Source organism: Companilactobacillus nuruki (genome assembly GCF_002872255.1).
GTDB classification, from domain to species: Bacteria; Bacillota; Bacilli; order Lactobacillales; family Lactobacillaceae; genus Companilactobacillus; species Companilactobacillus nuruki.
The window spans coordinates 26,162-49,248 of sequence record NZ_NIPR01000010.1 but is presented as its reverse complement, the minus strand read 5'-3'; the positions used below and the strand labels follow the sequence as shown (position 1 = coordinate 49,248).

Sequence of the window (23,087 nt, the reverse complement as noted above, 5' to 3'; positions counted from 1 at the left end):
TACTAGGTCTCCATTTGTTTTAATGCTCTCTGAACGGATCTCGACTATTCAAATTTAAAAACCACCTCATAAAAGAAACAAAAAAATGGTAATTATTAACAAATCGGCACTGCCACCAAGACTTAAATTATTCTCTGTGCAATAACTATTCATATCTGCTAACAATTCATGTCCTTCTGAACTACTGCATCCGCCCTTAGACAATATATCTTGAGCATACTTCTGAACGTTTTTAAGTGAATCTAAATTTCCTCGTTTCACTACATTAGAATCATATGACTCAGAAACAATCATCATTAACGTATCCAATAAACTCATCCCAAAATCATTTCCAAAATGATTTTTCAAATATGGCAACGACTTTTCAAACACTACTGGATAACCTTTTTCAGCTTCACCACGGATACCTGTAATCCCATATTTGAGATACATCTTCTCACCATTGGTTAAATTCTTTTTAGTATCCAAATCCTTGAAATCATTTTCGGTCAATCCTTTAAGCATTTTCTTAGTAGTCTGTTGAATATCATCAACATCATAGCCGGCAGCGGCTAACAAAATCCCTAAAGAAAAGATTGCTCCTTTATGTGTGTTAATTCCACCAGTTGCAGCAAACATTGTTTTCTCAGCCTTAATACCTATTGGACGAATTGACTTAAACAACTCGGTCAAATCATTGCCTTTAAAATCAATTCCTGCTTGAGCAAATTCTTCTAAATATGGACGTAATGAAACCGCACTGTCAATAAAAGTAAAAACGTCCATATCTAAATGGGTTGAATGATCCACTGGATCAACTAACCCTGGTTTAGGTTGAACGTCTACTTCGTACAACAGAGCTTTCAATGCTTTATTTGCTAATTGTGTCTTTAATTCCATGAAAACTCCAATTTTCTATTAATTAATTTGTTTATAAATAATTGCATCTCTTCAACACTATGATTCCGACTTCGAGCACATACTTTTGCCGGCTTACCACACAACAAACATTTACGTTCTGGTTCATTGAAATTGCTACGACTCAATGGCTTCAAAGCATCACCTTCAGAGATTAGAACGTCAATATCAAATAATCTACCTAGTTCATTATTATCCTCAAATTTGATAGCAGTCTTTTTGACACTACTGGCATTACCTTCAATTATTACAAAAGCTTCAGGACCTGTGGCAACATCCCTGATTAATTGATAGTCAATATCCATTCCCTTTAAAAATTCTTTAAGGCCAATACTAAACATTTCTGCCAAATAAATATTATTTTTGACTGGACCTGGAATATTGAGTTTGGCACTTACCAAAGATTGATGTTTATTCAGATTTCTAAAAAGCATTTGTTGCTCCATTACTCGGCTATCACGGTTCTTCAAGACATGAACAATATCTTGCTTAATTCCCTCTGAAAATACATCAACCATTCGCCCAACTCCTAATCTTTAACTTGATAAACAGTGTCGATCAAACTACCATCGCGGTATTCAATTAAAGCAACTGGTCTATCCGTGAACTCAAGTGGTTCTGGTTTTCCAACGATTGCTTCGGCACGCTTTTGTAATTCTTCAATTGTATAAACTGGAACACCTGGTACATTCTTCAAAGCTTCAATTAAATCTTTTCTCTTAGGATTGATAGCAACTCCAATTTCAGTTACCAATACATCAATGCTATCCCCAGGAGTAACAACAGTAGTTACGTCATTTACCACTGTAGCAATTCTACCACGAACCAATGGAGCTGAAATAATAGTCAACTTAGCATTAGCTGCATCTTGATGTCCACCAATAGCACCACGCAAAACGCCATCTGAACCAGTCATAACGTTAACGTTAAACTTAGTATCGATTTCTAGTGCTGAAAGGATACAAACGTCCAATTGATTAACGGCAGCACCTTTATTATATGGATCGGCGTACCATGAAGAATCAATTTCTTGTTGATTCTCATTATTTGCCATACTTGCTGCGGCGCCCTTATCAAAATCTTGAACATCCAAAATTTTGTTAACAAGGCCTTCTTCAAGTAAATCAACTGTTGGTTTAGTAATTCCACCCAGAGCGAATGATGCTTTAATATTTTTTTCAATCATTGATTTTCTAAGATAACGGCTAACAGCTAGTGCTGCACCACCAGAACCAGTTTGGAAACTGAATCCATCTTTGAAATATTGTGAATGAGTGATTACTTGATTTACCATTTCAGCAATCTTTAATTCCTTAGGATCTTTGGTAAATCTTGTGGCACCTGAACCAATCTTATCGGGATCACCAACTTTAGCAACCTTAACTACATAATCTACCTGTGTTTGTTCAATACTTGCTGGTGTATTGGGATATGGCATGATCGTATCAGTCAAAAGAACGACCTTATCTGCATACTTAGCATCCATCAATGAATAACCCATTGAACCAAAAACAGCATCACCATGAATGGCATTAGCATTTCCAACTGGATCTGAATTAGGAACACCTAGGAAGGCAACATCAATTTTAATATCGCCATTTTCGATTGAACGAGCACGATTACCATGAGAACGTAGAACAACCGGATCCTTTAAACCACCATGTGAAATAAAATCTCCTAAGCTACCACGCATACCTGAACTTGTGATATGAGTAATAGTACCTGCTTTTATAGCTTTAATAACCATATCATTCATAACATTAGTCAATGAACTTGGGGCAAGTGTTAAGTCTTGGAAACCTTCATTAATAATTTCTTGCATGACCATGTTAAATACAAAGTCACCTTCACGGAAATGATGATGGAACGAAATAGTCATTCCATTCTTCAAACCAGTTTTTTCAATAACTTCAGGAATTGAATCAACTAATTTGTCATCCCCTTGAGAAACTCTAACTTGATGTGCAACATAAGTAGTTTCAGGATTACCAATTTCAGTAGTTTCAAATGGTTTATAATTCTTCTCTTTTAAAATATCATCAGGAATCTCACGATTTACTTTATTCAGCATAAAGATTACCCTCCTCATCAACTAAATGTGATGCTTTTGCTAAAGCCATAGTTCTTTGTGCACGAGCAACAACTGGTTTATCAACCATCTTACCACGTAAAGAAATAACTCCTGAGCCCTTTTTATGAGCTTCTTCGATTGCATTTAGAACATCTTTAGCATTTCTAATTTCTTTTTCACTAGGTGCATAAATAGCATTAACTAATGGAATTTGACGAGGATTAATAACTGATTTACCGTCAAATCCTAGTTCATGAATAATTTCAACTTCATGATTGAAACCTTCAGTATTATCAACATCTGAATAAACTGTATCAAAGGCTGCAATTCCAGCAGCACGGGCACCATGAAGAATCATATTTCGAGCAAATGATAATTCAGCTCCATCTGGATATCTATGTGTCTTCATCATTGTCACATAATCCTCAGCACCTAAAGCAATACCGATCAAACGATCTGATGCTTTAGCAATAAGTGGAGCATTCAAAACACCTTCAGCACTTTCAATGGCTGCCATCATATGAGTACGTCCATTTTCAATACCAAAGAATTTCTCTGCTTCAGCAATAACTTTTTCAGTTTCAATAACATCTTCAGGAGTCTCGGTCTTAGGTAAACGAATTACCTCTACACCAGCTTTGACCATTGCAAAGATATCGGCTCTACCCATATCAGTATCTAAACCATTGATTCTAACTACTAATTCTGAATTACCATAATCAACATTTTGCAAAGCTTCAAAAACTAACATTCTTGCTGTATCTTTTTCTGTCAAAGAAACTGAATCTTCTAGATCAAACATAATTGAATCTGCTCCATAGATACCAGCATCTTTGATCATGGCTGGATTGTTACCTGGAACAAACATCATAGTTCTTCTTAAACGTTCCATTATCCAAGTACCTCCCAATTTGGCTGATTTTGTGTATCTGTAGCTCGCTGAATTGCAGCAATCAAACGTGCTTTAATTGTACAATCCAAAGCACCCTTATCGACTGCACGAACATTAACATTTTCAATACCATATTCTGACAATAAATCAGTAATGACTTTTTTAATTTGTTTGCCAAATTGTTTTTCAACTTGTGAATCAAGATTAATCTCAACTCCCGTACCCTTCGAAAGAGTGAATTGAATATCACTTGATTCAAGGGTACCTGCTAATGCAGTATGCTTAATTTCCATTATGAATCCTCCTTAATAATACTGGTAAATTATTTTTAATGAATTTGAATGTTGTTTCTGGAACGTATTTTTGAACTGCTTCCAAATTACTTTCTTGAATGGCTTTTCTTACTTTAGTGGCACTAATAATATCGTTATCAATCGCTTTACGATCCAAAATATCTAAAGAAATTTCTGGAGGTAAAATCTGTTTCATTGATCGATTATATATTTCCGTTGTTGGCGAGTATGGCTCATTGCCTACAAATCTTCTATTAATATGTAGAGCAGAGGCAACACGCTTGAACACCTTGGCATCCAACTGTGTTTGATACTTGGCAACATCTGCACGGCTCTTAATAAAATAGGCTGGGAAAGTTACGAAACTTACCATGTATTGATCACCACTAACGACGATTACATTACCTAAATCCGCAACCCCTTGCTTGATCAAATCAATTCTTTCTTGAGTAGTAAACAAAGATGCATCTTGATTAACAACAAATAGATAAACATAATCACTTTGTTTAGATGCTTGTTCTACTAAATAACGATGTCCTAAAGTAAACGGATTGGCATTCATAACTATCGCCGAAATATTTTGTCCAGTGACTTTGGGAAGAGATTTTATATATTGACCAATCGAATAGTCACCTGTTTCAAGTAAGGCTGAGAATTCGGTTTCAGCAATAATCTGAAAACCCAAATATTCAAAACTCTTCTTATATTTTGGTTTAGTGAAGACAAATATATGGAAGACATTTTGAGCTGCTAGTTCATTGATCAAAGTGGAAACTATTTTGTTGAAGGTATTTCCACCTTGATAATCTGGATCAATTGCTAAATATTTCAAAACATTCTCGAAATATGATCCGGTTGCAATCAATTTATCACCATCATAAATACCTAAAGTCTCAGTAATATCTGCCAAATTCTCAATGACTAGACCTTCATTTTGAACCAAATTCTGCCATTGTTGATAATAATAGTTATCTTTTAAATTTAATGTAGTTATATCCAAGATTATCTCCTAAGCAAAGAATCTCATTAAAAAGATTGAAAGAGTAACAGTAATGGCTCCACCAAGACGTACAGCAACTTGAGCAAATGGCATTAAGTTCATTCGATCCCCTGCAGCTAGAATTGCTAGGGCACCTGTACCACCCTGACCTGAACAACAAGAAACGGCAATGGCTGTGTCAACTGGATACATTCCCAAGAATTTAGCACTGAAGAACGCTGCTGCAACAATGGCTGTAACTGTAATAAAAATAGTAATTAACATTGGAATATTAGTGAAGACTGTCACCAAAGACTTCCAAGGTGTCATCGCAACACCAACACCAAATAGTAATAATGGAGAGATACCCTTAACAGTCAAACTGTAAAGTGATTTACCACCTTCTTGAACTGAATCAGGAATCCAACCAAGCATTTTAGCAACCATGACTACAATTAACAAAACAATTGGAGCTGGCAAATGAATAATAGAATTAATATATACACCTAATAGGTAAAGTGTGATGGCTAAGATACCTGAAACTAACATCTTAGTAATATTAGCTGTATCTGATTTTGAAGATAGACTGCCAAGATCGCCACCATCATCTGATTCAACAAGACGACCATTACCAGTCAATGAAGGCTTAACCTCACCAATTTTACGTAGAATACCAGCTTCAATAACAGCTACCAGACTACCTAACATAACACATGGCAAAATTTGAGCAAAAATATTCTGTTGCCCCATTGAAATAATTGCGGCATATCCAAGTGATAATGGCAAGGCACCTTCACCAACACCACCGGCCATGATTGGAGCAACAATGAAGAAATATGACTTGTATGCAGAGAGCCCTAATAACATTCCGACTCCCATACCAACAAGTGGTCCAACAACCTCACAGATCAAAAGAACAACGATAATTCTCATACTAGCTTGAATTAGAGTCTTACGATTCATAGCTGAGATACTACCAACGATCAATAATGCAATAAAGACAGCTAAGAAGTTATTGTTGTTCATAAAATCAGTTACAACTTTGGTTGTGCTCTTTGGTAACCAACTCATATAAACCAGAAAAGATGGTAGAAACGTAACAACCAAAACTTTTCCACCAAGAGAATTTAAAATAGGAATGTGTTTACCAATTTCCTCAAGAATGAATGAAAATAGCGTCATAATTCCAATTGCACCAATCATGTCATTAGGCATTTGATTAGTAACAGTTAGTAATGTATAAGCAATCAATAATAATATATATAGTGGCATTGGTACAATGCCGACATTTAGAGCCATAAATTTCTGAAAAATATTTTTATGTTGATTTTCATCAGGAACAGAGTTTAATTGCATAATTTATTCCCCTTTTACAAATTTTGTAACTGCATCTGAAACTGTTTTAACAACGTTCTTATCAAATACTCCCGGAATAATCTTCTCAGGTTTGGGGTCAGAAATCATTTCTGCCAATCCCTTTGCCACGCTAGCTTCCATTGCAGGGCTGAAGTGTTCCACATGATTCTCCAATAAACCTCTAAACAATCCTGGGAAAGCCAAAATATTATTAACTTGATTAGGATGCTGTGAACTACCAGTAGCAATAATTTTGGCACCAGCGGCTTTAGCTAAATCAGGTTCAATTTCTGGTTGAGGATTAGCAAGTGCAAAAACAATTCCATCATTCATTGATTCAACCATTTCCTTAGTTACCAAACCGCCAACTGATAATCCAACAAATGCATCAGCACCGTCCATAGCTTCAGCCAAAGTTGTAGCATCAGTTTGGAAATCAATTTTTTTCATTAAATCATATTGATAATCATTCAAACTTGTCTCTGTACTGTTGATAACACCCTTCTTATCAACAAGAATGATCTTTTTAATACCACTTTCAAGTAGTAATTCTGCTGTAGCAAGACCTGAAGCACCGACACCATTAATAACCACTTTTAGATCTTGTAAATTCTTATTGACAACTTTAGCAGCATTGATTAAACCAGCCAAAACAACGATAGCTGTTCCTTCTTGGTCATCATGATAAACCGGAATATCAAGTCTCTCTGCAAGCTTTTGTTCAATCTCGAAACACCTTGGAGCAGCAATATCTTCCAAATGGATACCAGCAAAACTTTTACTGATATTAACAATGGTTTGGACAAATTCATCAATATCCACTTGATCCAAAGCAAGTGGAATTGCATTGACATTAGCTAAACGCTTATATAATAATGCCTTCCCTTCAATTACAGGCAAGCCACCTTGAGGTCCGATGTCACCTAGACCCAATACCGCTGAACCATCTGTTACAATAGCAACCAATTTACCACTAACAGTATATTCATGTGCTAAATTGTGATCCTTAGCAATTATCTTACTGATTTCAGCAACGCCAGGAGTATATGCTTCACCGAGTTCTTCCATAGTTGAAACTGGTAATTCCCCATCAATTTGGAGAACACCTGTATGTGCCTTATGTATTTTTTTTACTAATTCCATATTCATAGGTGTCGCCTCTTTTTAAATATTTAAAAAATATTATTATTTTTTAATATTTTTCAACTCTAATACTACTCTATTTTTTAAAAAATGTAAATAATTTCACAAGTTTCACAAACTTTTAAAATTGAAATCATTGGTTAAATAAGGTAACTTATATATGCAAAGGAGATTCACATATGGCTCAGGAAGAAAACACTTCACTATTGGTAGATTTGGCTCAAGACTACTATTTAAACCATTTAAACTTGGGTGACATTTCTAAAAAATATAATATTAGTCGTTATAAAATTTCAAAATACTTATCCGAAGCAGTGGATAAAAAAATCGTAACAATTAATATTAGTTCACCCTTTTCACGAAGTTCTGACTTAGAAAATCAGCTTCAAAACAAATTCCCTAATTCAAATTTCTATGTCCTAAAAAACACTGAAGACATTGCACATGAAAACGATCGTTTTTATTCATTTGCCGCTAAGTACTTACAGAACTTAATTGAAGGCAAAAAAATAATCGGCCTCACTTGGGGAGACACGATTTATCACGTAATTGATTCATTTCAAACCTTGTCAAAAGACAATATGGTCTTCACTCAATTTATTGGTGAAAATGGCAAACATAATTCTTTGGCTGGGACTATGCGAATGGTTCAAAAAGTGGCCACAAGATACAATGGTAAATATCTAACAATTGATGCTCCACTTTATATTATTAATAAGGATGTTCGTAGATTGCTGGCCTTGGAACCAGCAATTCAGCCTAGCCTCGCTACAGCACAACAATTGGACTTAATTTTTACTAGTGTCGGAACTTTGGATTCGATCAACAGTATTGATTCTTGGCATGACAGCAAAAATATTCTTTTCCCAAATGTTAACTCCAATACGGTTGCTGCTTTGGTTTATGGTCGTCCAATTGATAAAAATGGTAAGTTATTGGTCAATGAGGAGGATGATAAAGTCTTTGGAATCAGCTTTAAAAAAGTTCTGAAGGTTCCTACTAGAGTTGCCATCGTTAACGACAAGTTCAAATCAGCTTCTTTAAATGCTGCCCTCATTGGAAATTATTTTACCGATGTAATTTTAAACGAACCAACTGCTAATAAAATGTTGGCAGAGTTATGATAATCAGAGAAATTTAAGACTAGTTAGCTTGAAATTAGACATTGCAGTAAATCTAAAATTTTCAATTCTGAATTCTTAAATATTCAAAAATAGTCTATATTGATATCAATCAATGTTCTTTCGTAAACATTGTTGAAAATCAATATAGACTATTTATTTTGAATAATTAAAACTATTTGAATAACAAAATATACAACAGCTAAAATATATTTCATGATTCATTTTCTTGAAAAACGACTAAACAACCAACCGATGATTAATCCTATCAATGCTGGAACTACCCAACCCAAACTCATAGTTGCTAATGGTAGATGATTATTCAAATTTAAAATCCAACTTACAAATTCATTGTTCTTCAAATTTTTTGGCAAAGCATTAATTCCAGCAAAAAGAGCTGGAATCATAGTGAATAACGTTGTCATTCCAAAGATCCATTTTGAATCACCAATTAAAGGTGTAAATACAGAAATAAGAATCAATACCATTGCCAATGGATACAAAAACATTAATACTGGCGTCGAGTAATTGATCAGACGTGTTAACCCAATATTAGCAACTATGAACGACAACCCGATAGCCACAATCAAAATTGCTTGATAATTGAACCTTGGAAACATTTCCTTGGCTGTTTCTCCAAAGGCCGACGTTAAGCCTATCGAGGTCTTCAAACAGGCAATGATGGCAATTAATGCTAACAGTAAACTCCCAAATGATCCAAAATAATAATTGAAGACTTGGGCTAATGTAACTCCACCATTTGGTGCTAATGGTAACTTATTCACACTCATCGTTCCAATTAAAGCTAAAAACATATAAATAATTCCCATCAAAACGACGCTTATCAAGCCAGATTTAATAGTATCTTTAGCAATTTGTCCTGGATGCTTCACCCCTAGTGACTTGATAGTATCAATTACTACCACTCCAAAGGCCAATGATGCCAATGCATCCATAGTATTATAACCTTCTGTAAAACCAGTTAGAATAGGATCACTAGCATAATGTCCTTGAGGCAACGAGTCTAGCCCACCCATTGGTTTAGCGAATGCCGTCACAACCAAAACTCCCAATAGAATTAAAAATATCGGTGTTAACCATTTACCAACATAGGTCATTAATTTACTAGGTTTTCTTGATAATAAAAAAGTTCCAATAAAGAAAATTGCCGAGAATATTAATAAAAACAAACTTTGCTGATTTTTACTAACAAAGGGAGCAATTCCCAATTGATAAGAAATAGTAGCCAGGCGTGGGATTGCAAAAAATGGTCCCATAGTTAAATACAATAAAATAGTAAAAATATAAGCATATGGGCGATTTACTTTCTCTGCTAAATCGAAGACACTGTTACTGCCAGTCATCCCCATACTTGCCACTCCCAAAAGTGGCAACCCAACACCAGTGATAAGTAAACCAATAATTGCATAAAATACGTTCTTCCCTGCTTGTTGTCCTAAGAAAACTGGGAAAATTAAATTACCAGCTCCAAAGAAAAGTCCAAATAACATTGAACCGATAAAAAATAAATTTTTCCAAGTTAATTTTTCATTCATTTAATCCACTCTTCTCAATAAGTTCATCTAAATATAATAAGCGAGTATTTATTTGAGAGCAACTTCTGTCGTAAAATACAGTAAAAAAATCCCTATAATTAAATAGAATTAATCTATTAATTATAGAGACTTTTGATTCATTAAGCTAAATATGTATCTTCTACCCATTCATTTGTAGCAACACGATAATATGTATGACCATTGTATGATCTAGTTTGATCAGTATACCAAGGTGTATTATTAGCTAAACCACGATTAGTTATTTTTGAAGCAGTTCCATTGCTATCAAAAGCAACTAGTGAGACAAAGCCACCATTTTTATTATTAACACTAATAACATTATTATCAGTTTGTGAACCACCATTTGTTTCTGGAGTTCCATCATATTGAGTCAAATTATAAGTAGAAATCAAATTATTCAATGATGAAGCATAGTTAGGAGCAGTTGCATATCTACCTTGTAACCATGCAGTTGCATCCTTATATGAGCTAGTATTTTCTTTCCATGTACCACTGTAATAACTTGAGTTCCATGAAACACCATTACGTAGCTTGTTACCATTGTCAGCAAATGATTCATAATAACTTGGGTACTTTCTAAAGTTAGCATAAATCGTATACCAGCCTTGTGAAGCACTCCATTCTGATGTTGGCATTGTTACATAAGCGCCATTATAGTCACCCTTAATACCAAACAAATTATAACCTTGAGTAGCTAAAGTTGAGGTACCCCATGCACTTTCAAGAATAGCTTGTGCCAACATAACTGATGTATAAAGACCATATTGAGAAGCAGCCTTTTGAGCCATTGGAACAGCTTGAGCTAAGAAAGCTTGTTGTTGAGCTGCTGTTACACCAGAAGCGGCTTGAATAATTGCAGTAGTATTTGAAGCGGCAGATGCTGATTCACTGGCGGCTTGAACAACAGCTGATGTAGCAACTGTTGTATCAGCTTTTTTAACGCTTGATCCAGCAATGACGTTTGAACTATTATCTTGTGATTTGTTATTTACTTGTTCTGTACTTGTTTGAGATGTTGCAGAATCTGCATCGTTTGTTGTTGCAGCAGATACTACAGAAGGTGTAGCAGTTGCAGCTAATGTGCCAAGTACTAAAGCACTAGTGAGTAGATTTTTTTTAGACATAGAATGGTTTCCCCTTAATAAATAATCTAGTTATAGACTACTATTTAAAAAAAGTAGTTTCAATAAAACTTGGATTTTGTAACAAGAATTAAACATTCGAAAATAAATTGTAATTTTTTGCTACTTGACTTAAAGAAATATCATTAAGATTCTAAAGGTTTCTTATACTTGATTGCAAAATTTACTCTCAACAAAGAGAAATTTCCAGAAAAAAATACAATTAAATTTCATTTATTGTTTAAAAATATAATTGGTAGTTAGAATCGTATTTTTAAGCTATCGAATAGTTTCCCCCGATATCACGCTATTCAAGTTTATTGAACGTATATTAAGCCTCCTTTTTTATTGTGAGTTTTTACACTACCATTAAAATTTTACAATAAAAAAAACCGCTATTCAGCGATTTTCTATAATTTTGAAGTTAACTTAATATCTGGATATTTATTAACAAACCAATTTTCAGCAAACTTATTCTCAAATAAGAACAATGGTTGATCATCTAAATCTTTCACTAGCATATTTCTAGTAGATGACATTGATTGGTCTAATTGCTCAGGATCAATCCAACGAGCAATTCTAGAACCAATTGGTTTCATTACAACATCACAATTATATTCATTCTTCATTCTAAATTGGAAAACCTCAAATTGAAGTTGACCAACGGCACCTAGGATATAATCATTAGTTGTATATTTTTTATAAAGTTGAACTGCACCTTCTTGAACCAACTGTTGCATACCTTTATGGAATGATTTTTGCTTCATAACATTCTTAGCTTGAACTTCCATAAACATTTCCGGTGTAAATTGTGGCAAATCTTCAAACTGAACTGCTTTTTTACCCGAATAAATTGTATCGCCAATCTGGAAATTACCAGTATCGTATAATCCCACAATATCTCCAGCTACAGCTGTCTTGACTGTTTCTCTTTGATCAGACATAAATTCAGTCGCATTATTTAAACGCATCACTTTACCAGTACGGTTCAAAGTAACGTCCATACCACGAACGAATTCCCCTGAACAAATTCTAACGAAGGCAATTCTATCACGATGGTTAGGATTCATATTAGCTTGAATTTTAAAAACAAAGCCTGAAAATTCAGGATCATCAGGCTTAACAATCTCTTCACTATCTTGTTCTTTATGTGCTGCTGGTGCTGGTGCCATATCCAAGAATGTATCTAAGAATGTTTCAACACCAAAGTTTGTTAAAGCTGAGCCAAAGAAGACTGGAGTTTGATTACCAGCTTTAATCTTCTCAAGATCAAACTCATTACCAGCTTCTTTGATCAAATCCACTTCGCCAAGAGCTTGTTCATAAACGCCTTCTCCCTCAATTGGATTAGGTTCTGCCAATTTTCCTTCATCGTTTAATGGCAGGAATCGATCATCCCCATCTTTTCGATAAAGTTCAAGGCGACTGTTACGAATATCATATAGTCCCTTTAATTCCTTACCCATACCAATAGGCCAATTCATAGCACAACCTTCAATATTAAGTAATTCTTCCAATTCAGCAATCAAATCCAAAGGATCACGACCATCACGGTCTAGTTTGTTCATAAAGGTAAAAATGGGAATACCACGTTTTTTTACAACTTTAAATAACTTTTTAGTCTGTGGTTCAATACCCTTAGCAGAGTCAATAACCATAACTGCAGCATCAACCGCCATCAAAGTTCGATAAGTATCTTCTGAAAAGTCCTCATGTCCTGGAGTATCCAAGATATTAATATCTTTGTCATGATAATGAAATTGCATAACTGAACTAGTAACAGAAATACCACGTTTCTTTTCAATTTCCATCCAATCACTAGTTGCAAATTGACCAGACTTTTTAGCTTTAACAGTACCAGCAGATCGAATAACCCCACCAAAGTAAAGCATTTGCTCAGTAATAGTAGTTTTACCAGCATCCGGGTGAGAGATAATGGCAAAAGTTCTACGCTTGTTGACTTCTTGTTGTAATTGTTTTTGATCCATTATTTTAGAGCGAAAATTGGACAGTTAACCAGAAAAGGTTACTCATTTTCGCGTTTCCTTCCTATACATTAATAATTTTATTTAAATCTATTATTCATCTATATATGTTACAACATATTTTTACTCAAAAAAAAGAAATACAAGTTAGTATTTCTCTTTGTACATGTTTGTAGTTACATTCTTAATTTTATTATCGGGAACAGTAACGATAACATTCTCAATTCTTGAACCATTGAGTTCACCAGACGTAATTATCAGACCATCATCTAGTGTAAATGATTTAGGATGTTTAGCATCTGGTATTTCTCCGATATTCATAATCAGATAACCAGCAATTGTATCAACATCATCGACATGAATCTCTTCATCAAATAGTTCATCAAAATCCTCAATCGTCATTAATCCAACTACTGAAAACTTATTAGCACCTAATCTTTGAAAGTTTTTTGTAATTGGGTCATATTCATCATCAATTTCTCCAACAATTTCTTCCAAAATATCTTCAATTGTTGCTAATCCAACAATTCCACCATATTCATCGACAACCATGGCAATTTGAGTTTGAGTACTCCGCATCTTAACCAGCAAACTATCTATATTAGTTGCTTCAGGAACAAACAATGGTTCCTTCATAATTGCTTTTAGACTAATTTTATCAAAACCAACTTCACGAGATCTCTTCAATAGGTCTTTAATATGGATTATTCCAATCACATTGTCTTTATCTGCACCATAAACCGGAATTCTTGAATACGGCTGACTCAAGATAGCATCAATATTCTCATCGACTGAATCATTAATATCAATCATAAAAGTATCAGTCCTTGGTACCATAATCTCCCTAGCTGTCTTATCGCCAAAACGAATAATTCCTTGTAACATTTGATACTCGTCAGGATTAATCGTACCGCTATTACGTGAACTTCTAAGCGTTGCAACCATTTCATCACGAGAAATCGGTTCCTGCTTTTTACTAAAATCAATTGGCGTTATTTTTAATAGTACATTATTTGTAGCATTCAATAGCCAATTAAAAGGTTTCAGGATCATATTGAAGAAACTTATCAACGGTTCAGTGAAACTAAGAGTTTGGTATGGCCGTTGTAACGCTATACGTTTGGGATACATTTCTCCCAAAATAAGAATAATAAACGATAGAATAACCGTTATAATTACTATTGAAAGCTCTCGACTACCGGGAAAATCTCCTAGTAAAGATTGCATTCTCGATGTAAAGGTTGTTGCTGCACTTGCAGATGATATAAAACCAGCCAAAGTAATCACAACCTGGATAGTTGACAAAAAGGTATTCGGTTCACTAACTAGTTGAAAAATTCTCTTAGCTTTTCGATTTCCCTCTTTGGATTTTTCCTCCACAGACGCTTTATTAACGGATACAATCGCCATCTCGCCTGCTGCAAAAAAAGCATTTAAAATTGTTAATACAATTATTAAAATCAGCTGCCCGGAAAGCGACGCTCCAGAAGAGTCACCACTCATTTAACTCGCACTCTCTTTCATTTGAAAAATTTAGAATAGAAACAAAACAATTATAACAGGTGTTAATGTATTCAACAATGTTCCTTTTTAATGATAAAATAAGACCATTAGTATATAGGGAGTCTTCAAAAATGTCTAATAAAAAAATTGCCATAATCTATTTGTTCTTTTTCATCATCCCCTACGTTTTGTGTTTATCAATTATTGGGGTGTCATATAATTCCCTCGTTTTACATGCATTATCTTGGCGCATAGTCGTTGGTGGCTTTGTTGGTGCCTTCGGTATGTTTGCTGTAAAAGTTATTGCACAGCGTCCTGTTTTGATAATGTATCGTAGTTCCACTCGCAAAATTCTTAAGGAACTATTGAACTTTTTCATCCTAGAACGTAGTAAATTCGTTATCAGTGCAAATTTAGCAGTTGATTTTTGTTTATCTATTGCCAGCATTTATCTAATAGCAAAATTTATGCCATTAACAATAATCCTGGGTAGAACCCTTGGTTGGCTGGTCTTAGCCCTAGTTATATCACTAACTCTGGCCTCATATTTGGAATTTGAATCATTATCAATTTATACTGAAAAGAAAAAATAATACTTGACTTATTATTTTTTTAATTGTAAGTTTGAGACATCTTAATTGTAGGAGGAATTGGACATGTTGAATTTTAATCAAAAACAAGTTAAAGCATGTTGTTGTGTAGTAATGAATGAACATTACTATACTTTTTCAACATGTCTAATACCACTCAATTGATAAACAAGTAGTGAAAACTAAATTATCAAGCGGAGTTGACATTAGTCAGCTCCGCTTTTTTTGTATTCTTAACTGCTTAGAAAGGAGTTACTTTTGGAACAAATTAAAGTTGGTGTTTTAAATTTGATGCAAAATAAATTTGAAACAATGATTAACTTCCAATCAGCTTTGGGAAAGGATGTCGATTTGAAATTCTATTATTCTGCCACCCGCTATATTAATCGCAAACTAGATTTAAATATAACAAAAAATATGAAGCCATTAAATTTAGAAGATATATCAACTTTAGATGGTTTTATTATTACAGGTGCTCCAGTTGAGAAATTAGATTTTTCCAAACTTTCATATTCAGATGAAATCAATCAATTGATCGATTTATTAAATCGAATGAATATTCCTCAATTGTATGTCTGTTGGGGCGCCATGGCTGCCCTTAATCGTTTATACGACATAGATAAAATGATTCTTCCCCATAAAACATTCGGAGTATTTCAAAATCAAATTATTACATCGACCACACTATTAGATAATATTAGTAATAATTTTCCTGCTCCCCATGCTCGTTATGCAGAAATGAATCATGAACAAATAAATAATGAATCGACTCTACAGATTGATGCAATCAGCGAGAACGGATTATTTACTTTAGTTGAATCAACTATTAAGCATCAAACTTTTCTTTTTTCACACTTAGAATATCAAAAAGATAGTTTGGATAAAGAATATCATCGTGAATTAGCCAGTGAAAAAATTAAACATCCTTTACCAGCTAATAACTACTATTCACCACTTGATCACAAACCTATTTTTTCATGGAAACAGACGCAACAAAATTTTTACAATAACTGGTTAAAAACCGTTACTGAACACAAATTAACTACTTGTTAAGGGAGATATAATTATGACAAAAATTGCTAAAAATATTACTGAGCTTATTGGAAATACTCCAATAGTTAAACTAAATAATGTTACTCCAGAGGACGCTGGAGATGTTTATGTTAAATTAGAATTCTTTAATCCTGGCAGTTCCATAAAAGATCGAATTGCTTTATCAATGCTTGAAGCAGCTGAACAAGCTGGAAAGATAAAACCTGGAGATACTTTGGTGGAACCAACATCTGGAAACACTGGAATAGGTCTTTCATTAGTTGCAGCTGCCAAGGGATATCATTTAATCATTACAATGCCTGAAACAATGAGCATCGAACGTCGTAAGTTGATGCAAGGATATGGAACTGAACTTATTTTGACACCAGGATCTGAAGGTATGAAGGGGGCTATTAAGAAAGCTACTGATTTAGCTAACGAAAATGGTTACTTTATGCCTATGCAATTCCAAAATCCTGCTAATCCTGCTATTCATGAAGCAACCACTGGTAAAGAAATTATTAGTGCTTTTGATAATGAACAAATTGATGCTTTTGTTGCAGGAGTTGGTACTGGTGGTACTCTTTCCGGTGTTAGTCACGCATTAACTAAGAAATATCCCAATGTAAAGATTTATGCACTGGAAGCAGCTGAATCACCACTTCTAAAAGACAGTAAAACTGGTTCACACAAAATTCAGGGAATCAGCGCTGGTTTTATACCAGACACACTTGATCAAAATGCTTATTCCGATATTATAGAAGTAACCAGTGATCAAGCTATCAAGATGGCACAAAAAGTTAGTCAAAATGAAGGTTTTCTACCTGGTATCTCTGCTGGAGCAAACATTTTTGGTGCCATTGAAATAGCTAAGAAGCTCGGCAAGGGCAAAAAAGTTGTTACCGTAGCACCAGATAATGGAGAGAGATATCTTTCTACCGATTTATTTAATTTTTAGGAGACATTTTCTTTCTAACAATCTTTAATCTATGCGAAAATAGTAAATGATGATTTTTTAATTTAATAGGGGGATTTAACTAATGAAAAAGCGTATTGCTTTAATATTAACTACAATTGTGGCCTTAGTTTTGGTTTTAACTGGCTGTGGTAAAAAAGAGTCCAGCGATACTAAGACACCTGGAACTTTAACAATTGGACTTGAAGGAACATATGCACCATATTCATACCGTGAAAATGGTAAACTCAAAGGATTTGAAGTTGATTATGGCAAAGCCGTAGCCAAGAAACTAGGTATGAAAGCTAAATTTGTACCTACTAAGTGGGATTCATTGATTGCTGGTTTAAACTCAAACACTTTTGATGTAGTTATCAATAATGTTGCTGAGAATCCATCACGTGAAAAACAATATCTTTTCTCAACACCTTATATCTACTCAAGATCAGTAATTATCACTAAGGATGGTTCAGGTATCAATTCTGTTGATGATATTAAGGGACAAAAAATTGCTGCCGGAACTGGTACTGATAACTATAATCATGCTAAAAAATTCGGTGCTGATGTAGTACCTTCAAGTGATTTCCAAACATCAATGTCAATGATCGATCAGGGACGTGTTAAGGGCGCATTTAATTCTAAAGAAGCCTTTCTAACATGGAAAAAAGATCACAAGAATACCGATCTTAAATACATCGTTATTCCTGAAAGTAAACTACCAGCTTCAAAAATTGCACCTATCTTTAACAAGAAATCAACTAAATTAAGCAAACAAGTAACTAAAGCAACAAATGAATTATTCAAAGATGGTACAATGAAGAAACTTTCAGTTAAGTACTTTGGCGAAGATATTACTAAAAAATAAGTATTAAATTTTACTAGGAGGTTCTTTATTTCATGTGGCATATCATCATTACGTCATTACCAGAAATGATCTCGGCAATGTTGCAATACACCATTCCATTAGCCATCATTTCCTTTATTCTAGGGTTAATCTTAGCGGTCCTAACTGCTCTGATTAAATTCATCCAACCAAGCGAAAATAAGTTGGTTAAATATCCTTGGCTAGTTTTACGAGCAATTGCCGATTTCTATGTTTGGTTGTTCCGTTCTACTCCGCTATTAGTTCAATTGTTTATTATCTTTTTTGGATTACCAAGTGCTGGAGTCGAATTATCACCTTTCATCGCTGCAGTAATTGGTTTCTCACTAAATACTGGAGCTTATGCTTCTGAAACAATTCGTTCAGCTTTGATGTCAGTACCTCAAGATCAGTGGGATGCTGCTTTTACTTTGAACTTTACAACCAAACAAACTCTGATGAAGATTGTTTTGCCACAAGCCGTCAGAATTGCTCTACCTCCACTATCAAACTCTTTTATTGGTTTGGTAAAGGATACCTCTTTGGCTAGTTCAATTACTATCTTGGAAATGTTCCAGGTCAGTCAACAGATCACTGCTAAAAATTACCAACCATTACTAATGTACTCGTTAGCCGCTTTCTTATATGCTGTCGTCTGCACATTGCTTACTTTCCTACAACATTATCTCGAACGCAGAACCTCAAGATACGTTAAAGGAAGTGAAGCCTAATGATCTCATTAAAAAATGTTATTAAAACATACGATGGTAAAGAAGTTCTGAAAAATATTTCTGTCGATTTCCCTGATGGCAAAACAACGGTCATCTTGGGACCTTCTGGTTCTGGTAAATCTACCTTGTTAAGGTCATTAGATTTATTAGTCAGACCTGATAGCGGAACTTTGAGTTTTTCTGATATTTCTCTAGACTACGCTCAACCAGTCACTAAGAAAAAGAGTTTTGATATCCGTAAGAAAACCAGTATGGTCTTTCAAAATTGGAATCTCTTTCCTAATTTAACCGTTATTGAAAACATCACAACGGCACCAATTACGGTTTTGAAACAATCCAAAGAAGAAACTGAAAAACGTGCTCGTCAATTACTAAGTCAAGTAGGATTAGCCGAATACGCTGATCGTTATCCTAGTCAATTATCTGGTGGTCAACAACAACGTATATCAATTTGTCGAGCTTTGGCTATGAACCCAGAATACATTCTCTTGGACGAACCAACTAGTGCTTTAGATCCTGAGCTAGAGACTCAGGTTTTGTTAATTCTAGAGGAACTAAGTAAAATGGATCAGTCAATGATTATTGTGACTCACAATATGCAGTTTGCGCGTTCGGTTGCTGACAAAATTGTCTTCGTTGAAGATGGTGAAATTCTCTTTGATGGTTCTCCCAAAGATTTCTTTGAGCACCCTACTACTAGAATTAAAGACTTCTTATCTGGTATTACTTTTGATGATAGTAAAAAGTTGAAATAAAACCTAAAAGAGCTAATCAATGTTTAAATCGATTAGCTCTTTTTTCGTCTAATTAAACTAATGATAAAAAATCCCAAAAAGAATAATCCTAAAAAGCCAATATTAACCCAAATTGGATAGCTATAACCCACACTTAAGACCATTATTGCTAAAGCGACAATACTTCCTCAGTTTTCCCCTTACAGATATATTGTTCTTATTTTAACAATTGTTTATAAATTTATAATTAATTTAGTGTAAAAAAAAAGACTACCATTCGGTAGTCTAATAGGATATAGCAATCCTAATGGTGTGACAGTTCCTTATATCTTTGCATCCAAAGATCAACATAAGCCTGTGAAAATGGTCCTTTGCCCTTATCGATCCAATCAATTAAAACGTCGACATTATCATGTAAAATAGTATCTATTTCTGGTGGATAATTCCACATTTTACTGTGTGCGGCATATTCATCCACATCCAATAAACGTTTCTCCCCATCTGGAAAGACCTTAACATCTAAATCATAATCAATATATTTGATGGCCTCTTTATCCAAAGCAAATGGTGTCGCCAAATTGCAGTAATAAGATACGCCACTATCCCTTATCATAGTAATAATATTGAACCAATATTTCTTATGAAAGTAGACTAATGCGGGTTCTCTTGTTACCCAACGACGTCCATCTGCTTCTGTGACAAGAGTATTCTCATTACAACCAATAATTTCGTTTTCACTTGTCTTTAACACCATTGTTTCACGCCAAGTACGATGTAGGTGACCATCATGCTTATAACTCTGGATTGCTACGTAATCCCCTTCTCTAGGAATCTGCATAACTTACCAGCTTTCTAAAATCTAAATCTTATCCAAAAAAATTATAACAGAGCTGTGAAACTATTTAAAGATAACATTCTTAATTATCAGACAAGACACGTTTAATTTCATCAAAGTGATAACCCTTAGTCATTAAATAATGAATCAGTTTTTCAGGTTTATCATACCGATGTCTAACCTTTTGAACCAAAGCTTTTAATTTATCTAGTTCCTCATCTTCGTCTGGTTCAAGTTCCAAATCATTGATCGTTTCTTCAATAATTTCTTTACTAAATCCCTTTTGATAAAGGCTTTGACGAATTTTTGTCAGCATTTGTTGAAATGATGCTCTTTTTTGTTTACGAACTTGTTTCTTGGCAAATTCAATTGCATTTTCTAATAATGTATCTTGATTGATTTCAAATAGTTTATCTTGAATTAAATTATCTGGAACACCCTTTTGAACTAATTTTTGTTCAATTATTTTAGGACCATTTGAGGTCGTTTTTAATTGAGTATTAATATAACTAGTTGCATAAGATTCATCATCTAAATAACGTAATTCTTCAAGTTTTTTTATAACCAAATCTACAGCATCTCGATGATATTCTTTCTTATATAGATAATCTTTAATTTCTTTTTTAGTCCGCAATTGATAACTCAAATAATTTACTGCATCGCCATATGCTTTATTAATATTTTCCCGATCTTGAATCTCTTTGATCTGTGAATCAGTCAATTCCGTACCATTCATTAGACGAAATTCAATCAAAGTTGTTTCTGCTACTGGGAACGCATATTTTCCGTCAAGATAAACATTATAACGTCCCTTTCGTTTCTGTGCTTGGATTTTCGTAACTTTTGCCAATATATTCTTACCTCACCATGTTATACTCTCAAGAGTAAGTTTATCTCAAAACTATCCAAAGGAAAAATTATGAACACAAATAATATTACACAAGAATTAAAAGTCGGTGACAGATTTCCGTTGACAATCAAACGTATCGGAATCAATGGCGAAGGAATTGGTTTCTTCAAACACGTCATCGTCTTCGTACCAAGGGCTGTTCCTGAAGATGTTATCGTCTGTGAGATCACTGATATTCATGATCGCTTCTTGAACGGACGTATCCACAAAATTAGAAAAGCCAGTCCCTTTAGAAATCCTAATACACCAGAACTAGCAGATTCAGTTGGTGGTTTAGAGTTTGCACATATCAATTATAAGGATCAACTTAATTTCAAATCTAATATTCTTCGTGAATCACTTGATAAATATAAGCCATATGCTCATGATAAATATATGATCAAACCAACAGCAGCCTCAGTTCAACAAGAGAAATATCGTAACAAGGCCCAATTTCCAATTCAAGAAATCAATGGCGAGATTCGCTGTGGACTTTACAAAACAGGTACCCAGGAATTAGTAGATCTAACCGAAATGCCAACACAAATGGATCTAACTATGTCCGCTATGCGAAAAATCGTCCAAATGATCAAAGATTTAGAAATTCCTGTTTTCAATCCTGAAACTAAATCTGGTATCTTAAGTATGATTGTAATTAGAGAATCAGTTGAATTCAACCAGTTACAATTAACTTTCATTACCCGTTCTCCTAAATTCATTAAAGAGCGCCAATTAATTGAAAGAATTCAAAAGGAAATACCTGAGATTAGTTCGATCTCTCAAAATATCAACAAAGAGGACAAGGCTGGCGTTTGGGGTAATGAAACTAAGTTGCTCTGGGGTGACCAATATCTTCAAGAAGATATTAATGGTTATTTATTTAACTTCTCACCTCGCGCTTTCTTGCAACTTAACTCTCTTCAAACTGATAAACTGTATGATCTTGTAAATCAGGCTTTAGAACCAAATTCTCGCGATGTTCTACTTGATGCTTATTGCGGTGTCGGAACAATCGGTATCACAATGGCTAACAAGGTAAAACATGTTTATGGAATCGAAATTATTCCTGAGGCTATCGAGGATGCCAAAGAAAACGCCAAATTAAATGACGTTCAAAACGCTGACTACTATGTTGGATCAGCTGATGAAATTTATCCTCAACTATTAAAGGATGGCAAAGAAGTCAATGCGGTAGTTGTTGATCCTCCACGTACTGGTCTTGACAACAAATTGATTTCAGCATTAAATCGCAATCCGGTTAATAAATTAGTTTACGTTTCATGTAATCCATCAACCTTAGCCAAAGACTTGGTTAGTTTAACTAAAGAATATCGAGTAGTTTATCTTCAGCCTGTTGACATGTTCCCACAAACTCCACATGTTGAAACCATTGTTAAAATGGTTAGACGTTAATACAAATAAGAACCAAAATCCTATTTGTAACAGACGATTAAATAAAATCTCTCCTATAAAAATACCAATTCAACAATTATTTATAATAATTGCCGGATTGGTATTTTT

At 34.3% G+C, this 23,087-nt stretch carries 22 protein-coding genes; 8 read left to right on the top strand and 14 right to left on the bottom strand.

Features of this window, described 5'->3' with window-relative positions:
- Window positions 1-66: 66 nt before the first annotated feature.
- Genes citG through CBP76_RS04860 form a run of 8 tightly spaced genes read right to left on the bottom strand, consistent with a single transcriptional unit; the run spans window position 67 to window position 7,637 of the window.
- Window positions 67-879: a triphosphoribosyl-dephospho-CoA synthase CitG gene (gene citG / locus CBP76_RS04895; RefSeq protein ID WP_102195827.1), complete on the bottom strand. Its 813-nt coding sequence runs from the start codon at window positions 877-879 to the stop codon at window positions 67-69.
- On the bottom strand, window positions 870-1,415 hold the full coding sequence (citX, locus tag CBP76_RS04890) for a citrate lyase holo-[acyl-carrier protein] synthase (RefSeq protein WP_102195826.1): 546 nt from the start codon (window positions 1,413-1,415) through the stop codon (window positions 870-872). The genes citG and citX overlap by 10 nt, the downstream gene beginning before the upstream one ends.
- A gap of 11 nt (window positions 1,416-1,426) precedes the next feature.
- Window positions 1,427-2,968, bottom strand: coding sequence for a citrate lyase subunit alpha (citF, locus tag CBP76_RS04885; protein WP_102195825.1), 1,542 nt, complete (start codon window positions 2,966-2,968; stop codon window positions 1,427-1,429).
- Window positions 2,958-3,860, bottom strand: a complete 903-nt coding sequence (gene citE, locus CBP76_RS04880) for a citrate (pro-3S)-lyase subunit beta (RefSeq protein WP_102195824.1) — start codon at window positions 3,858-3,860, stop codon at window positions 2,958-2,960. Before citE ends, citF begins: the two co-directional genes overlap by 11 nt.
- Window positions 3,860-4,153: a citrate lyase acyl carrier protein gene (gene citD, locus CBP76_RS04875; RefSeq protein WP_102195823.1), complete on the bottom strand. Its 294-nt coding sequence runs from the start codon at window positions 4,151-4,153 to the stop codon at window positions 3,860-3,862. Before citD ends, citE begins: the two co-directional genes overlap by 1 nt.
- Window positions 4,143-5,153 (bottom strand): [citrate (pro-3S)-lyase] ligase, encoded by a 1,011-nt coding sequence (gene citC, locus CBP76_RS04870; protein WP_166667182.1) that lies wholly within the window; start codon window positions 5,151-5,153, stop codon window positions 4,143-4,145. The genes citD and citC overlap by 11 nt, the downstream gene beginning before the upstream one ends.
- 9 nt (window positions 5,154-5,162) lie before the next feature.
- Window positions 5,163-6,446: a 2-hydroxycarboxylate transporter family protein gene (locus tag CBP76_RS04865; RefSeq protein WP_425430297.1), complete on the bottom strand. Its 1,284-nt coding sequence runs from the start codon at window positions 6,444-6,446 to the stop codon at window positions 5,163-5,165.
- A gap of 45 nt (window positions 6,447-6,491) precedes the next feature.
- Window positions 6,492-7,637, bottom strand: coding sequence for an NAD(P)-dependent malic enzyme (locus CBP76_RS04860; RefSeq protein ID WP_102195821.1), 1,146 nt, complete (start codon window positions 7,635-7,637; stop codon window positions 6,492-6,494).
- A gap of 173 nt (window positions 7,638-7,810) precedes the next feature.
- On the opposite strand from CBP76_RS04860, the gene CBP76_RS04855 reads away from it, so the two are divergent.
- On the top strand, window positions 7,811-8,755 hold the full coding sequence (locus tag CBP76_RS04855) for a sugar-binding transcriptional regulator (RefSeq protein ID WP_102195820.1): 945 nt from the start codon (window positions 7,811-7,813) through the stop codon (window positions 8,753-8,755).
- Window positions 8,756-8,973: 218 nt separating this feature from the next.
- Here CBP76_RS04855 and brnQ read toward each other — a convergent pair whose 3' ends face one another.
- From brnQ to CBP76_RS04835, 4 genes are all read right to left on the bottom strand, one after another.
- The gene (gene brnQ / locus CBP76_RS04850; RefSeq protein ID WP_102195819.1) at window positions 8,974-10,308 is read right to left on the bottom strand and encodes a branched-chain amino acid transport system II carrier protein; all 1,335 of its coding nucleotides are present in this window, start codon (window positions 10,306-10,308) and stop codon (window positions 8,974-8,976) included.
- Between the two features lie 140 nt (window positions 10,309-10,448).
- Window positions 10,449-11,453 (bottom strand): glycoside hydrolase family 73 protein, encoded by a 1,005-nt coding sequence (locus CBP76_RS13465; protein ID WP_102195818.1) that lies wholly within the window; start codon window positions 11,451-11,453, stop codon window positions 10,449-10,451.
- Between the two features lie 407 nt (window positions 11,454-11,860).
- Entirely contained in the window at window positions 11,861-13,438 is a 1,578-nt protein-coding gene (locus CBP76_RS04840) for a peptide chain release factor 3 (protein WP_102195817.1), read from the bottom strand.
- 144 nt (window positions 13,439-13,582) lie between these two features.
- Window positions 13,583-14,938: a hemolysin family protein gene (locus CBP76_RS04835; protein ID WP_102195816.1), complete on the bottom strand. Its 1,356-nt coding sequence runs from the start codon at window positions 14,936-14,938 to the stop codon at window positions 13,583-13,585.
- Window positions 14,939-15,069: 131 nt separating this feature from the next.
- Between CBP76_RS04835 and CBP76_RS04830 the strand changes: the two genes are divergently transcribed.
- The 6 genes from CBP76_RS04830 to CBP76_RS04805 all read left to right on the top strand — a co-directional run bounded on the left by CBP76_RS04830 (window position 15,070) and on the right by CBP76_RS04805 (window position 19,863).
- Window positions 15,070-15,531, top strand: coding sequence for a hypothetical protein (locus tag CBP76_RS04830; RefSeq protein ID WP_102195815.1), 462 nt, complete (start codon window positions 15,070-15,072; stop codon window positions 15,529-15,531).
- A 255-nt stretch (window positions 15,532-15,786) separates the two neighbouring features.
- Window positions 15,787-16,581 (top strand): homoserine O-acetyltransferase/O-succinyltransferase family protein, encoded by a 795-nt coding sequence (locus CBP76_RS04825; protein ID WP_102195814.1) that lies wholly within the window; start codon window positions 15,787-15,789, stop codon window positions 16,579-16,581.
- 13 nt (window positions 16,582-16,594) lie between these two features.
- A complete protein-coding gene (gene cysK, locus CBP76_RS04820; RefSeq protein WP_102195813.1) occupies window positions 16,595-17,518 on the top strand; it encodes a cysteine synthase A in 924 nt (307 codons plus the stop codon).
- A gap of 82 nt (window positions 17,519-17,600) precedes the next feature.
- On the top strand, window positions 17,601-18,380 hold the full coding sequence (locus tag CBP76_RS04815; RefSeq protein WP_102195812.1) for a transporter substrate-binding domain-containing protein: 780 nt from the start codon (window positions 17,601-17,603) through the stop codon (window positions 18,378-18,380).
- 32 nt (window positions 18,381-18,412) lie between these two features.
- The gene (locus CBP76_RS04810) at window positions 18,413-19,108 is read left to right on the top strand and encodes an amino acid ABC transporter permease (protein ID WP_102195811.1); all 696 of its coding nucleotides are present in this window, start codon (window positions 18,413-18,415) and stop codon (window positions 19,106-19,108) included.
- Window positions 19,108-19,863, top strand: coding sequence for an amino acid ABC transporter ATP-binding protein (locus tag CBP76_RS04805; protein WP_102195810.1), 756 nt, complete (start codon window positions 19,108-19,110; stop codon window positions 19,861-19,863). Before CBP76_RS04810 ends, CBP76_RS04805 begins: the two co-directional genes overlap by 1 nt.
- Window positions 19,864-20,146: 283 nt before the next feature.
- Here the strand turns inward: CBP76_RS04805 and ntdP are convergent, their stop codons facing one another.
- Window positions 20,147-20,680 (bottom strand): nucleoside tri-diphosphate phosphatase, encoded by a 534-nt coding sequence (gene ntdP, locus CBP76_RS04800; protein ID WP_102195809.1) that lies wholly within the window; start codon window positions 20,678-20,680, stop codon window positions 20,147-20,149.
- Window positions 20,681-20,759: 79 nt separating this feature from the next.
- Complete coding sequence (recX, locus tag CBP76_RS04795) at window positions 20,760-21,527, bottom strand: recombination regulator RecX (protein WP_102195808.1); 768 nt, start codon at window positions 21,525-21,527, stop codon at window positions 20,760-20,762.
- A 69-nt stretch (window positions 21,528-21,596) separates the two neighbouring features.
- Here recX and rlmD point away from each other — a divergent pair, with 69 nt between their 5' ends.
- Window positions 21,597-22,979 carry a 23S rRNA (uracil(1939)-C(5))-methyltransferase RlmD gene (gene rlmD / locus CBP76_RS04790; RefSeq protein ID WP_102195807.1) on the top strand — a complete coding sequence of 461 codons (1,383 nt, stop codon included), beginning with the start codon at window positions 21,597-21,599 and terminating at the stop codon, window positions 22,977-22,979.
- Window positions 22,980-23,087: the final 108 nt, after the last annotated feature.